Source organism: Streptomyces sp. NPDC046977 (assembly GCF_040644455.1).
GTDB lineage: Bacteria > Actinomycetota > Actinomycetes > Streptomycetales > Streptomycetaceae > Actinacidiphila.
The window spans coordinates 153,723-167,969 of record NZ_JBEYWO010000010.1 but is presented as its reverse complement, the minus strand read 5'-3'; the positions used below and the strand labels follow the sequence as shown (position 1 = coordinate 167,969).

At 73.7% G+C, this 14,247-nt stretch carries 14 protein-coding genes; 11 read left to right on the top strand and 3 right to left on the bottom strand.

The features are described 5' to 3' along the window. The first annotated feature begins 6 nt into the window (after window positions 1–6). From ABZ883_RS17765 to ABZ883_RS17745, 5 genes are all read left to right on the top strand, one after another. Window positions 7–3,270, top strand: a complete 3,264-nt coding sequence (locus ABZ883_RS17765) for a PDZ domain-containing protein (protein ID WP_360906809.1) — start codon at window positions 7–9, stop codon at window positions 3,268–3,270. 77 nt (window positions 3,271–3,347) lie between these two features. Further along, window positions 3,348–3,707, top strand: a complete 360-nt coding sequence (locus ABZ883_RS17760) for a histidine triad nucleotide-binding protein (protein ID WP_360906807.1) — start codon at window positions 3,348–3,350, stop codon at window positions 3,705–3,707. A 6-nt stretch (window positions 3,708–3,713) separates the two neighbouring features. Next, window positions 3,714–4,619 carry a ribonuclease Z gene (locus ABZ883_RS17755; RefSeq protein ID WP_360906805.1) on the top strand — a complete coding sequence of 302 codons (906 nt, stop codon included), beginning with the start codon at window positions 3,714–3,716 and terminating at the stop codon, window positions 4,617–4,619. A gap of 46 nt (window positions 4,620–4,665) precedes the next feature. Then, entirely contained in the window at window positions 4,666–5,655 is a 990-nt protein-coding gene (locus tag ABZ883_RS17750; RefSeq protein WP_360906803.1) for an adenosine deaminase, read from the top strand. 80 nt (window positions 5,656–5,735) lie between these two features. Then, complete coding sequence (locus ABZ883_RS17745; protein WP_360906801.1) at window positions 5,736–6,254, top strand: hypothetical protein; 519 nt, start codon at window positions 5,736–5,738, stop codon at window positions 6,252–6,254. Between the two features lie 22 nt (window positions 6,255–6,276). Here the strand turns inward: ABZ883_RS17745 and ABZ883_RS17740 are convergent, their stop codons facing one another. Next, window positions 6,277–7,203: an FHA domain-containing protein gene (locus ABZ883_RS17740; protein ID WP_360906799.1), complete on the bottom strand. Its 927-nt coding sequence runs from the start codon at window positions 7,201–7,203 to the stop codon at window positions 6,277–6,279. A gap of 127 nt (window positions 7,204–7,330) precedes the next feature. Here ABZ883_RS17740 and ABZ883_RS17735 point away from each other — a divergent pair, with 127 nt between their 5' ends. Next, window positions 7,331–8,422: a PfkB family carbohydrate kinase gene (locus ABZ883_RS17735; RefSeq protein ID WP_360906797.1), complete on the top strand. Its 1,092-nt coding sequence runs from the start codon at window positions 7,331–7,333 to the stop codon at window positions 8,420–8,422. Between the two features lie 581 nt (window positions 8,423–9,003). Here the strand turns inward: ABZ883_RS17735 and ABZ883_RS17730 are convergent. After that, window positions 9,004–9,519, bottom strand: coding sequence for a GNAT family N-acetyltransferase (locus ABZ883_RS17730; protein WP_360906795.1), 516 nt, complete (start codon window positions 9,517–9,519; stop codon window positions 9,004–9,006). A gap of 136 nt (window positions 9,520–9,655) precedes the next feature. Between ABZ883_RS17730 and ABZ883_RS17725 the strand changes: the two genes are divergently transcribed. From ABZ883_RS17725 to era, 5 genes are all read left to right on the top strand, one after another. Beyond that, window positions 9,656–10,681, top strand: a complete 1,026-nt coding sequence (locus tag ABZ883_RS17725) for a PhoH family protein (RefSeq protein ID WP_360906793.1) — start codon at window positions 9,656–9,658, stop codon at window positions 10,679–10,681. A gap of 13 nt (window positions 10,682–10,694) precedes the next feature. After that, window positions 10,695–11,192, top strand: a complete 498-nt coding sequence (gene ybeY / locus ABZ883_RS17720; protein ID WP_360906791.1) for an rRNA maturation RNase YbeY — start codon at window positions 10,695–10,697, stop codon at window positions 11,190–11,192. Window positions 11,193–11,197: 5 nt separating this feature from the next. Continuing rightward, window positions 11,198–12,526 (top strand): hemolysin family protein, encoded by a 1,329-nt coding sequence (locus ABZ883_RS17715; RefSeq protein ID WP_360906789.1) that lies wholly within the window; start codon window positions 11,198–11,200, stop codon window positions 12,524–12,526. A gap of 56 nt (window positions 12,527–12,582) precedes the next feature. Further along, entirely contained in the window at window positions 12,583–12,939 is a 357-nt protein-coding gene (locus ABZ883_RS17710) for a cytidine deaminase (RefSeq protein ID WP_360906787.1), read from the top strand. Window positions 12,940–13,009: 70 nt separating this feature from the next. Next, window positions 13,010–13,951, top strand: a complete 942-nt coding sequence (era, locus tag ABZ883_RS17705; RefSeq protein WP_360906784.1) for a GTPase Era — start codon at window positions 13,010–13,012, stop codon at window positions 13,949–13,951. A gap of 28 nt (window positions 13,952–13,979) precedes the next feature. Here the strand turns inward: era and ABZ883_RS17700 are convergent, their stop codons facing one another. Beyond that, window positions 13,980–14,246, bottom strand: coding sequence for a protealysin inhibitor emfourin (locus ABZ883_RS17700; RefSeq protein WP_360906782.1), 267 nt, complete (start codon window positions 14,244–14,246; stop codon window positions 13,980–13,982). Between the last annotated feature and the right edge of the window lies 1 nt (window position 14,247).

Here is a 14,247-nt window from a genome sequence, read left to right as displayed (position 1 = left end):
GACGGCGTGACGCAGCCTTCGTACCTCCGCTTTCCGCATCTGCACGGCGACCTGATCACCTTCACCGCCGAGGACGACGTCTGGGCGGCCCCGCTCGACAGTGCCGGCCGGGCGTGGCGCGTGAGTGCGGACAACATGCCGGTCGCCCACCCGCGGTTCTCGCCGGACGGCGAGCACGTGGCCTGGAGCTCGACGCGCGACGGGGCGCCGGAGATCCATGTGGCGCCGGCCGACGGCGGCCCGTCGAAGCGGCTGACGTACTGGGGCGCCGGGCGCACCCTCGTGCGGGGCTGGACGGCCGACGGCGAGGTGCTGGCCATCAGCCCGCAGGGGCAGGCGTCGTCGCGCCGGAGCTGGGCGTGGGCGGTCCCGCTGGACGGCGGGCCGGCCCGGCAGTTGCCGTACGGGCCGGTCGGGGACGTCGCGTACGGGCCGGACGGCGCCGTGCTGCTGCTGTCGGCCACGATGGGCCGCGAGGCGGCGGCGTGGAAGCGCTACCGCGGCGGCACGGCGGGCAAGCTGTGGATCGACCGTACGGGGAGCGGGGAGTTCGAGCGGGTCCACGCGGATCTGGACGGCAATCTGGAGTGCGCGATGTGGGTGGGGGACCGCCTGGCGTTCCTCTCCGACCACGAGGGCGTGGGCGCGCTGTATTCCAGCCTTCCCGACGGGAGCGACCTGCGGCGGCACACCGCCGTGGAGGCGGGCGGCTTCTACGCCCGGCAGGCCACGACCGACGGCACCCGGGTGGTGTACACCAGCACCGGGCGGCTGTTCCTGCTGGACGACCTCGACGGCGCCGAGGCCCGCCCGCTGGAGGTGCGCCTCGGCGGCCAGCGCACGGATCTGCAGCCGCATCCCGTTCATGCCGGCAGTCATCTCGGCGACGCGCGCCCGGACCACACCGGCCGCGGCAGCGCCGTCGAGGTGCGCGGCACCACGCACTGGGTCACCCACCGGGGCGGTCCCGCGCGGGCGCTGGCCGCCGAGCCGGGGGTGCGCACCCGGCTGCCGCGGGTGTTCGGCGGCGAGGGCGACCAGCAGGTCGTGTGGGTGACGGACGCGGAGGGCGAGGACGCGCTGGAGATCGCGCCCGCCGCGGGCGGGGTCCCCGCGCCGCGCCGGCTGGCCGCGGGGCGGCTCGGCCGTGTGCTGTCGATGGCCGTGTCCCCCGACGGCCACCGGATCGCGGTCGCCTCGCACGACGGCCGGGTGCTGCTGGTCGAGGCGCAGACCGGTGAGGTGCGCACGGTCGTGGAGAGCGCGTACGGTCACGCCCGCGGTCTGGCCTTCTCGCCGGACTCCGCGTGGCTGGCCTGGTCGCAGCCGGGGCGGGAGCCGCTGAGCCAGCTCAAGCTGGCGTCGACCGCCGATCTGACCGTCGTCGACGCCACGCCGCTGCGCTTCAACGACTTCTCGCCCGCCTTCACCGCCGACGGCAAGCACTTGGCCTTTCTGTCCGAGCGGTCCTTCGACCCGGTCTACGACGAGCATGTCTTCGACATGGCCTTCCTCGCCGCCTGCCGCCCGCACCTGATCACCCTCGCCGCCACCACCCCCTCGCCCTTCGGCCCGCAGCTCCACGGCCGGCCCGTGGACTCCTCGGCGGAGGAGAAGGACGGCGACGACCGCGGCCAGGAGGAGGCCAAGCCCAAGGGCGAGTCCCGCAAGGAGGACGGCGAGGAGCGTCCCCGCGTCCCCGTCACCCGGGTCGACGTCGAGGGCCTGGCCGACCGGATCGTGCCGTTCCCGGTCGAGGCGGCCAGGTACTCCACGCTGCGCGCCGCCAAGGACGGTGTGCTGTGGCTGCGCCACCCCGTGCGGGGCGTGCTCGGCGCGACCCTGGCCTCCCCGGAGTCGGAGCCGCCGTCCAGCGTGCTGGAGCGGTACGACCTGAAGCAGTTGCGGGTGGAGGAGATCGCCGACGACGCGGACGACTACGCGGTCAGCGGTGACGGCAACAAGGTGCTGGTGTCCTCAGGGAACCGGCTGCGAGTGGCCGCCGCCGATCACAAGTCCACGCCCTCCGAGGACGATTCGGACAGCAATGTGACGGTGGACCTGTCCCGGGTCCGCGTCACCGTCGACCCGCACGCCGAGTGGCGCCAGATGTACGACGAGGCGCACCGCCTCATGCGCGACAACTTCTGGCGTGCCGACATGGGCGGCGTCGACTGGGACGGTGTGCGCGACCGCTACCGCCCGGTGCTGGACCGCGTCGCCACCCACGACGACCTGACCGACCTGCTGTGGGAGGTGGCCGGCGAGCTCGGCACCTCGCACGCGTACGTCAGCCCGCCCGGCGGGCGCGTCGACTCCCTGTACCGGCAGGGCCTGCTCGGCGCCGATCTCGTGCGCGACGAGGACGGCGTGTGGCGGGTCGGGCGGGTGCTGCCCTCGGAGACCTCCGACCCGCGCGCCCGTGCCCCGCTGGCCGCGCCCGGGGTCGCGGTGCGGGCCGGGGACGCGATCCTGGCGGTCGACGGCCGGCCCGTGGACCCGGTGGCCGGGCCCGGCCCGCTGCTGATCGGGACCGTGCGCAAGCCCGTCGAGCTGACGGTGGCGCCGGCCGACGGGAGCGCCCCGCGGCATGTGGTGGTCGTGCCCATCCCGGACGAGGAGCCGCTGCGGTACCACGACTGGGTCGCCGGGCGGCGTGCCCACGTCCGTGAGGCCTCGGACGGCCGGCTGGGCTATGTGCACGTGCCCGACATGGTGGGTTCGGGCTGGGCGCAGCTCCACCGCGACCTGCGGGTCGAGGTCGCCCGCGAGGGGCTGATCGTGGACGTCCGGGAGAACCGCGGCGGCCACACCTCGCAGCTCGTGGTCGAGAAGCTCGCCCGCCGGGTCGTCGGCTGGGACCTGCCGCGCGGGCTGCCCGCGTTCACCTACCCCATGGACGCCCCCCGCGGTCCGGTCGTCGCGGTCGCCAACGAGTTCTCCGGCTCGGACGGCGACATCGTCAACGCGGCCATCAAGGCGCTCGGGATCGGGCCCGTGGTGGGCACCCGGACCTGGGGCGGGGTCATCGGCATCGACTCCCGCTACCACCTGGTGGACGGCACGCTCGTGACCCAGCCGAAGTACGCGACCTGGATGGAGGGCGTCGGCTGGGACCTGGAGAACCACGGTGTCGACCCGGACGTCGAGGTCCCGCAGACCCCGCAGGACTGGGCGGCCGGCCGCGACCCGCAGCTCGACACCGCGATCCGTCTCGCCCTCGACGCGCTCGCGGAGAACCCGGCACGGACGGCGCCGCCGCTGCCGTGACCCCGGCTCCGCCGGGGCACCGGTAGCATGCCCGTACCGATCAACGAAGCGACCCACGACGTGCCGGAGGCGCCACGGTGGCGGGAGAACCGCAGGCGGACTGCCTGTTCTGCAAGATCGTCGCGGGGAGTGTGCCCGCGACCGTCGTCCGCGAGACGGCGACGACGGTCGCGTTCCGCGACATAAACCCGCAGGCGCCGACGCATGTGCTGGTGATCCCCAAGGCGCACTACCCGGACGCGGCCTCCCTCGCGGCGGCCGAGCCGCAGTTGGCCGCCGACGTGCTGCGCGAGGCGGGCGAGGTGGCGGCCGAGGACAAGGTGGACGGCACCGGCTACCGGATCGTCTTCAACACCGGGTCGGGCGCCGGCCAGACGGTCTTCCACGCCCACGCGCACGTGCTCGGCGGGCGCGGCCTGGACTGGCCCCCGGGATAACGGCCCGTGTCCGCACGCGAACTCGTCGTCCTGGGCACGGCCAGCCAGGTCCCGACACGGCACCGCAACCACAACGGCTACTTCCTGCGCTGGGACGGCGAGGGCATCCTCTTCGACCCCGGGGAGGGCACCCAGCGGCAGATGCTGCGCGCCGGGGTGGCCGCGCACGACCTGACCCGGCTGTGCGTCACGCACTTCCACGGCGACCACAGCCTGGGCCTGGCCGGGGTGATCCAGCGGATCAACCTCGACCGGGTGCCGCACCCCGTGACCGCCCACTACCCCGCGTCGGGGCGGCACTTCTTCGACCGGCTCCGCTACGCGACGGCCTACCGCGAGACGGTGAAGCTGCGCGAGGAGCCGGTGTCCAGCGAGACCGCCGTCCTGGCCGACGGCGCCTTCCGGCTGGAGGCGCGCCGGCTCTCGCACCCCGTGGAGGCGTACGGCTACCGCCTCGTCGAGCCGGACGGCCGGCGCATGCTGCCGGACCGGCTGGCGGCGCTCGGTATCGGCGGACCCGCGGTCGGCCGTCTCCAGCGCGACGGCGAGGTCGACGGGGTCACCCTGGCCGAGGTCAGCGAGGTGCGGCCGGGCCAGCGCTTCGCCTTCGTGATGGACACCCGGCTGTGCGACGCGGTGTACGCGCTCGCGGACGGCTGCGACCTGCTGGTCATCGAGTCCACCTTCCTCGACGAGGACGCGTCCCTCGCCGAGGAGCACGGGCATCTGACGGCCGGTCAAGCGGCGCGCGTGGCGGCCGAGTCCGGGGTCCGCCATCTGGTGCTCACCCATTTCTCCCAGCGCTACACCGACCCCGAGGCCTTCGAGCGGCAGGCCCGCGGCGCCGGTTTCGCGGGGGAACTGACCGTCGCCCAGGACCTCGGCCGGGTCCCGGTGCCGCGCCGCCGCTGACCCGCCGCGGGCCGGTTCGCACCGCTGTGACCTGTACCGTTGCCGGGTGACGATCCCGAAGGCCGAACTCCATCTGCACATCGAAGGCACCCTCGAACCGGAGCTGGCCTTCGCCCTCGCCGAGCGCAACGGGGTCACCCTGCCGTTCGCGTCGGCGGACGCACTGCGCCGGGCGTACGCGTTCGAGGACCTGCAGTCGTTCCTCGACCTGTACTACGCGCTGATGGCCGTCCTCCGCACCGAGCAGGACTTCGCCGACCTCGCCGACGCCTACCTGGCGCGGGCCGCCGCGCAGGGCGTGCGGCACGCGGAGATCTTCTTCGACCCGCAGGCGCACACCGCGCGGGGGGTGCCGATCGGGACCGTCGTGGAGGGCCTGGCGCGGGCGCTGGACGGCAGCCGGGAGCGGCACGGCGTCAGCACTCGGCTGATCATGTGCTTCCTGCGCGACGAGTCCGCCGCGTCCGCGAGGGAGACCTTCGAGGCCGCGCGGTCGCACCTGCACCGCATCACGGCGGTCGGGCTGGACTCGGCCGAGGTGGGCCATCCGCCGTCGAAGTTCCGCGAGGTCTACGCGGCGGCCGCGGAGGCGGGGCTCCGGCGCGTGGCGCACGCCGGGGAGGAGGGCCCGCCCGCGTACGTACGGGAGGCCCTGGACGTCCTTGGCGTGGAGCGGATCGACCACGGCATCCGCAGCATGGAGGACCCGGAGCTGGTCGCCCGGCTGGTGCGCGACCAAGTCCCGCTGACCGTCTGCCCGTTGTCCAATGTGCGGCTGCGCTGTGTTCCCGCCCTGGCGGAGCACCCGCTGCCCGCGATGCTCGACGCGGGGCTGCTGGTCACCGTCAACTCCGACGACCCCGCCTACTTCGGCGGGTACGCCGGCGACAACTTCGACGCCCTGCGCGACGCGCTGGGCCTCGACGAGGACACCCTGCGGCGCCTGGCCCGCAACTCCTTCCACGCGGCCTTCCTGGACGACGAGGAGGACCTGCGCGCCCGCTATCTCGCCGAAGTGGACGCGTACGTCTTCTGAGTTCCCTGCCCGTTCCGGGGGCAGGCGTTCTGAGTACGCGCACTCATGCGGACCGCGTCCGCCGGACGGAGCATGGACTCATGGGAAAGCACCCGATACGGCCCCTGGCGGCCGTCACGCTGATCGTTGCGGTACCGGTCGCCGTCTGGGGCCTGCTGGGCCGGCAGGACGCCGCAGGCTTCCGCCCCTCCGAACTCGACTACCTGGTGCGGCCCTTCGACATCCCGGCCGGTGTGGAGACCGGCCTGGGCGTCGCGGCGGCGGTGCTGGCCGTGGGCGCCGCGACCCTGCTGGGGCTCGCCTCGCGTCGACCCGGGCCGGAGCGGTTCGACGGACGGTGGTGGCAGGTGCTCGGCCCGCTGGTGGCGGCCGGAGCGCTGGCCGGTGCGGGCTGGCGGGTTGTGACCGCGGGCGGCGTCGGCGCCAACATCGGCGCAGGGCTGGTGATCCTGTTCGGCGGCCCGCTGGTCGCCGCGCTGCTGGCCTGGTCGGCGGGGCGCGGTCTGTGGCTGGCCCGCGCACGGCGCCGCGGCCCCCGTCCGCCGCGCGGCGGCACGGGCGGCGCGGGCTGGCGGCCGGTGCCCCGCGAGGGCATGTGACGGCCGGGTAGTTGACGTATCGTCAGTTGTGGCTTCCGTCGTGCCGGCTCGCGTGCCGTCCGGCCTCGCGCCCCCGCCGGCGCGCCGCCTTCGACAGGGCCGCGCCGGCGCCGAACAGCACCGCACCGCCGCCGAACGCGGCAAACCCCAGCGGTGCCTTCGGCGCTCCCCACAAGTGCTCCGCGAAGGGGTCGGGCGGCACCGCGGCGCTGCCCGTGCCGCCCAGGAGGCCGAGGATCAGGGACACCCAGATCACGAACCCCGCGAGCGCGACGAGCAGTCCCAGCACCATCAGAGCGCGGCCCGGCCCCTGCCCCGGGGCGGCGACCGCGCCGTCCGGGTCGTCGTCCGGGTCGTCGTACGGACCGGCGTACGCCGCGTCAGGGACCTCCGGGCCGTCCGCCGCGGGCTCCGGCGGATCGTCCCGGTAGAGGTCGCGGCCCACCAGGAACTGCTCGTGCGCCGAGATGTACCGCCGCGTACGGCCGCGCGGCGCCGGGCCGCGGACGTCGCCGAGGTCGACGGCCACCGAGGGCGCGGCGGGCGGCGGGGGGTCGCCGCGAGCGGACCCGTCAGGGTCCTGTCCGGCCGGCTCCCGTTCCGGCTCGCGTCCCGGCAGCGCGTCCCGGTCGCCGCCCGAGGCCACCGACAGCCGCAGTTCGACATGCCCGATCCGCACCAGGTCGCCGTCCCGCAGCGGCCGCGGCGCCATGAGCCGGTCCCCGTTGAGGAACGTGCCGTTGGTCGAGCCCAGGTCGGCGAGGACGACATGGCTCCCGGCACGGTTCATCGCCGCGTGCCGCCTGCTGATCCCCTCGCCGTCGAGCCGGATGCCGCTCCCGGGCAGTCTGCCGATCTCGCAGTACCCGGCCGGGACGTCGTAGACGGTCCCCTCGTCCGGCCCGGACGTGACGATCAGCCGCGGTGGTGAAGCCGAAGGTCCGGGCATGTTCAGCCCCCGCCGTTCGTCCGCTTTCCTTCATGATCCGCCCGAGTGTCCGAACGGACAAACGCATACGCGCGGGGCCGCCGCGCGTACGATCGTCCGAACGACACCAGGTCGGGAGGAACCCCGGGTGGAAGACCAGCCCGTCCTCGATCCGCTGGCCGCCGTGCGCGCCGCGGACGACCCGGAGACCGATGTGTACCTGACCGGCACGGTCTTCCTGGACATCATCTTCACCGGTCTCGACACCGCGCCCGTACGCGGCACCGAGTCCTGGGCCCGCGGCATGGGCTCCAGCCCCGGCGGGGTCGCCAACATGGCCACCGCGCTGGCCCGGCTCGGCCTGCGCACCTGCCTGGCAGCCGCCTTCGGCGACGACATGTACGGCGACTACTGCTGGGACTCCCTCGCCGAGGGGGAGGACATCGACCTGGCGCCCTCCCGGAGGATCCCCGGCTGGCACTCGCCGGTCACCGTCTCGATGGCGTACGAGGGCGAGCGGACCATGGTCAGCCACGGCCACGAGGCCCCGCCGCCGGAGGAGGCGGCCCCGGTGTGCCCGCCGCCGAGCCGGGCCTGTGTGGCCTCGCTGGTGCCCGGCCGGCCGCGGCAGGAGTGGATCGGGCACGCCGCCCGGCACGGCAGCCGGGTCTTCGCCGACGTCGGCTGGGACGAGTCCGGCCGCTGGGACCCCTCCGACCTGAGCGATCTGGAGCACTGCGAGGCGTTCCTGCCCAATGCGGCGGAGGCGATGGCCTACACCCGCACCGACTGCCCCCGGGCCGCCGCCCGCAAGCTGGCCGAGCAGGTGCCGCTGGCGGTGGTGACGCTCGGCCCCGAGGGCGCCTACGCGGTGGACTCCGGTTCCGGGCAGTGCGCGCAGGTGCCCGCGCTCGACGTGGAGGCCCTCGACCCGACCGGGGCGGGCGACGTCTTCGTCGCGGCCTTCGTGACCGGCACGCTCGCCGGCTGGGCGCTGGACGACCGCCTGTCCTTCGCCTGCCTGGCCGCAGCCCTGTCGGTGCAGGAGTTCGGCGGCTCGCTGTCGGCGCCCGGCTGGATCGAGATCGCCGCGTGGTGGCAGCACGCCAAGGCCTACGACGACCAGGACCGCACCGCGCTGCGCCGCTACGCCTTCCTGGACGACCTGCTCCCCACCGGCACCCGCCGCTGGCCGCTGCGCCGCGCGGTGCCGACGATCGGCTTCCGCCCGTACCGCTGAGGGGGTCGCCTCACGCGACCGTGCCGGGCAGCGCGCCGCCCCCGCCCGCGCTGTCCGCGAGCGCGACCTACGACGCGCCGTCCGCCGACAGGCCGGTGCGCGGTTCCGGACCCGTTCGAGCAGGGCGTATCCGGGCGTGCGCCGAATCGACGGGGCGGACAGCAGGGTGATCGCTGCCGCCTCCCGGCGACGGACCGCGGATCGCACGGGCCGTCGAGAGCCGGGGCGTGCGAGGTCACGCCGGACAGGCGCTTGCGTGCCAGGTCGCCCGGCGGGCCGCCGCGGGTGGGGGCGAGGACGATCCCCTACGCATGGACGACGATCACCGGTGAGGCACCTCGTCGAGCGTGTAGTCGGCCGTCGCGGACTTCCGGGCGCGGCCCAGTACGTCGTCGGGCGTCTGCGTTCGCGCCTGCTCGATCAGTCATCGGCGCAGGTACTCCTCGAGGGCCTGGTGCACCGCGAGCGCCCGGTGCCCGAGCGTGCGGTGCACGTCGCCGGGGACGTCCGTGATCCGGATGTTCGCCATGCCGCCACGCTGCCATGCCGCACGCCTCCCCGCCCGCGTATCGCTCTCGGGTTCACACCCTGCGCTGAAGCACCTGCCCCGGCCAGGGGTCGCCTTCGGCCCGCGGCACGGTGAACGGTTCCGCCCGGGTGAAGCCGAGCGCCTCGTACTGCCGCACGAGCCGCCCGTCGCCGCCCGCGTAGCAGTCGACCCGCAGCAGGCCCACGTCCCGGCGGCGGGCCTCGGCGACCGCGTCGTCGACCAGCGCGGCGCCGATGCCGCTCCCGGAGCGCGCGCGGTCGGTGACCAGCAGCCGGATGTACAGCTCGGGCTCGCCGGCCGGCGGCGTGAACTGCGGGGGCTCCTCGGCGAGCACGCACACCCCGGCGACCTCGCCGCCCACCTCGGCGACGCGCAGCAGGTACTCCTCGGTGTACCGGCGGGTCCGGTCGACGGCCGCCGGGCGGGACGACCACGGCTCGGTGCCCCACTGCCCGGTGCGGCCGCGCGCGGTGAGCCAGGCGACGGCGCGGTCGAGCAGGGCGAGCGTGGCGGGGAGGTCGCCGGGGCCTCCGGTGCGGATCTGCATGGCGCAGTTCTACCCGTCGCGTGACGCAGCGTAAAACCCCTCGGCACCTCCGTCGCACCGACGTACCCTTGAACCCCAAGCCCAGTGGTATGTCGAAGAGCAGAAGGCGGGATGAGCAGGCCGAAGTGCCTGGCCCATGACACAGACACCGACAACGCAGCAACCGCAGGCGAGCGCCCACTTCGTCGTACCGGCCAAGCACCCCATGGTGACTGTCCTGGGGTCCGGCGACTCGCTCCTGCGCGTGATCGAGAAGGCGTTCCCGGCCGTCGACATCCATGTACGAGGCAATGAGATCAGCGCGACCGGCGAATCGGCCGACGTCGCCCTGGTCCAGCGCCTCTTCGACGAAATGATGCTGGTGCTGCGCACCGGACAGCCGATGACGGAGGACGCCGTGGAGCGGTCGATCGCCATGCTCCGCCAGGACAGCGGAGACGACGGCCTGGAGGAGACCCCTTCCCAGGTCCTGACCCAGAACATCCTGTCCAGCCGGGGCCGCACGATCCGCCCCAAGACGCTGAACCAGAAGCGCTATGTCGACGCCATCGACAAGCACACGATCGTCTTCGGGATCGGGCCCGCGGGCACCGGAAAGACCTACCTGGCGATGGCCAAGGCCGTGCAGGCCCTGCAGTCCAAGCAGGTCAACCGGATCATCCTGACCCGTCCCGCCGTCGAGGCCGGCGAGCGGCTCGGCTTCCTGCCGGGCACGCTCTACGAGAAGATCGACCCGTACCTGCGCCCGCTGTACGACGCGCTGCACGACATGGTCGACCCCGACTCCATCCCGCGCCTCATGGCGAGCGGGACGATCGAGGTCGCCCCGCTGGCGTACATGCGCGGCCGTACGCTCAACGACGCGTTCATCATCCTCGACGAGGCGCAGAACACCAGCGCCGAGCAGATGAAGATGTTCCTCACCCGGCTCGGCTTTGACTCCAAGATCGTCATCACCGGCGACGTCACGCAGGTCGACCTCCCGGGCGGCACGAAGAGCGGCCTGCGCCAGGTCGTGGACATCCTGGACGGCGTCGAGGACGTGCACTTCTCGCGCCTGACGAGCACCGATGTCGTACGCCATAAGCTGGTCGGGCGCATCGTGGACGCCTACGAGCGCTACGACGACCTCAACGGCAACCGAAACGGCAACGGAAAGTAGCCACCGAAGCACTATGGCGATCGACGTCAACAACGAATCCGGCTGGGATTTCGACGAGGCGGCTGTGCTCGACATCAGCCGTTACGCCCTGCAGCACATGCGCATCCATCCGCTGTCCGAGCTCTCGGTCATCGCGATCGACGCCGACGCCATGGAGCAGCTGCACATCCAGTGGATGGACGAACCGGGCCCCACCGACGTCATGTCCTTCCCGATGGACGAACTGCGTCCCGGGAAGGACGACGAGGAGCCCCCGCAGGGCCTGCTCGGGGACATCGTGCTCTGCCCCGAGGTGGCCAAGCAGCAGGGCGCGGCGGCCACGACGAAGCACTCCATGGACGAGGAGCTCCAACTGCTCACCGTCCACGGGGTGCTGCACCTGCTCGGCTACGACCACGACGAGGCCGACGAGAAGGCCGAGATGTTCGGCCTGCAGAAGGCCATCCTCGACGGCTGGCGCGCCGAGCGCGGCATCCAGGGCCCCTCCCCGGCCCCGACCACCACCCACTGATCACGATGGTGGTCTATGCCGTCCTGCTGGTCGTCGTCGCCTGGCTCGCCGCCTGCGCCGAGGCCGGCATCGCCCGCATGTCCCGCTTCCGCGCCGAGGCGGCCCTGCGGGCGGGCCGCCGGGGCGCGGACAAGCTCCTGGCGGTCGCCTCGGACCCCACGCGCTATCTCAATGTGGCCCTGCTGGTGCGCGTGGCGTGCGAGATGGCCGCGGCGGTGCTCGTCACGGTGCTGTGCGTACGGCACTTCGAGCCGACCTGGCAGGCGCTGCTCGTCGCCATCGGCGTGATGATCGTCGTCTCGTACGTGGCCGTGGGCGTGTCCCCGCGCACCATCGGCCGCCAGCACCCGCTGAACACGGCCACCGCGGCGGCGTACGTCCTGCTGCCGCTGGCCAGGGTGATGGGCCCGATCCCCGCGCTGCTGATCCTCCTCGGCAACGCGTTCACCCCCGGCAAGGGCTTCCGGCAGGGCCCGTTCGCCTCCGAGGCCGAACTGCGGGCGCTGGTCGACCTCGCCGAGAGCGAGTCCCTGATCGAGGACGAGGAGCGCCGCATGGTGCACTCCGTCTTCGAGCTCGGCGACACACTGGTGCGCGAGGTGATGGTGCCGCGCACCGAACTGGTCGCCATCGAGCGCTTCAAGACGCTCCGGCAGGCCATGACGCTCGCCCTGCGCAGCGGGTTCTCCCGCATCCCCGTCACGGGGGAGAGCGAGGACGACATCGTCGGCATCGTCTACCTCAAGGACCTCGCCCGGCGCATGCACATCAACCGCGACGCCGAGACCGACCCGGTCTCCTCGGTGATGCGCCCGGCCGCCTTCGTGCCCGACACCAAGAACGCCGGCGACCTGCTGCGCGAGATGCAGCGCGAGCGCAACCACGTCGCCGTCGTCATCGACGAGTACGGCGGCACGGCCGGCATCGTCACCATCGAGGACATCCTGGAGGAGATCGTCGGCGAGATCACCGACGAGTACGACCGCGAGCTGCCGCCCGTCGAGGACCTGGGCGACGGCCGCTACCGGGTGACGGCCCGCCTCGACCTGGGCGACCTCGGCGAGCTGTACGGGGTCGACCTGGACGACGAGGACGTGGAGACCGTCGGCGGCCTGCTCGCCAAGATCCTCGGCCGGGTGCCCATCCCGGGCGCCTCCGCGGTCGTGGAACTGCCCGAGACCGCCTCGGCCCCCGACGCCCCGGCGGCGCTGCGCCTGACCGCCGAGGCCCCGTCGGGGCGCCGCAACCGGATCGGCGCGGTGCTGGTCGACCCGCTGCCCGCCCCCGTGGCGGACGCGGGCAGCGACGCCCAGGACGGCGCCGTACGCGGCTAGGACCTGCCCCGGGAATCCGTCCCCGGCGGGCAGTTCGCGGCGGATACGCTGACCGCATGAGCGACGAGCAGCCCGTGCAGGACCCCGAGGACCGCAAGATCATCACGCTGGCCCGCTCGGCGCGGGCCCGGGGCGGCGTCCCCGAGGGTGCGGCCGTGCGGGACGGGACGGGGCGCACCTACGTCGCGGGCACGGTGGCACTGCCGTCGCTGGCGCTCAGTGCCCTGCGGACCGCCGTCGCCATGGCCGTCGCGAGCGGCGCCACGTCCCTGGAGGCCGCGGCGGTCGTTTCGGCGGCCGACGCGGTGCCCGAGCAGGACCTGGCCGCCGTGCGCGACCTCGGCGGCCCGGGCACGCCGGTGCTCCTCGCGGGCCCGGACGGCGCGGTGCGCGCCACCGTCCGCACGGAGTGACCCGCGGCGGGCTCCCGGCCGCCGGGCGCGTGCGTCGGGCGGGCCCGGAGGATCAGGGACAATGGTCGCCATGAGCGTTCGTACCGAGACCACTGCCCCCGCCCACCGGGCCGGCTTCGCCTGCTTCGTGGGCCGCCCCAACGCGGGCAAGTCGACCCTGACCAACGCTCTGGTCGGGACGAAGGTGGCGATCACCTCCAACCGTCCGCAGACCACCCGGCACACCGTGCGCGGCATCGTGCACCGGCCGGACGCGCAGCTCGTGCTGGTCGACACCCCGGGACTGCACAAGCCCCGCACCCTGCTCGGCGAGCGGCTCAACGACGTGGTCCGCACCACCTGGGCCGAGGTCGACGTGATCGGCTTCTGCCTGCCCGCGAACGAGAAGCTGGGCCCCGGTGACCGCTACATCGCCAAGGAGCTGGCGGAGGTCCGCAAGACCCCCAAGGTCGCGATCGTCACCAAGACCGACCTGGTGGACTCCAAGCGCCTCGCCGAGCAGCTCATCGCCATCCACCAGCTGGGCGCCGAAGTCGGCATCGAGTGGGCCGAGATCATCCCCGTCTCCGCCGTCGGCGACACCCAGGTCGGCCTCCTCGCCGACCTGCTGGTCCCGCTCCTCCCCGAGGGCCCGGCCCTCTACCCGGAGGGCGACCTGACCGACGAGCCCGAGCAGGTCATGGTCGCCGAGCTGATCCGCGAGGCCGCGCTGGAGGGTGTGCGCGACGAACTGCCGCACTCCATCGCCGTGGTGGTCGAGGAGATGCTGCCCCGCGAGGACCGCCCGGCGGACCGGCCGCTGCTCGACATCCACGCCAACATCTACATCGAGCGGCCCAGCCAGAAGGGCATCATCATCGGCCCCAAGGGCGCCCGGCTGAAGGAGGTCGGCACCACCTCCCGCCGCCACATCGAGGCCCTGCTCGGCACGCCGGTCTTCCTCGACCTGCACGTGAAGGTGGCCAAGGACTGGCAGCGCGACCCGAAGCAGCTGCGCAAGCTGGGCTTCTAGGGCGCCGCCCGGCCGCGGCGGGCCGCGGTCAGGTGCCCTCCTTCAGGACGGTGCGGATCAGCTCGTGCTGGGCCTCGGTCAGGTGCGGGTCGGCGCAGTGCACCGTGCGCGCGTCGACCGTGATCTCGTAGTGGAAGCCGTCCGGGACTCCGGGCTGCGGCCCCTCCCCGCCCGCGGCGAGCGCGTCGCGGGCCAGGGCGTGCAGCCGGAAGGCGTCGGGCCGGCCGGCCGTGTCCAGCGCGGCCCGGCGCTCGATCCCCGCGAAACCGCCGGAGCGGATCACCTGTATGCGCATG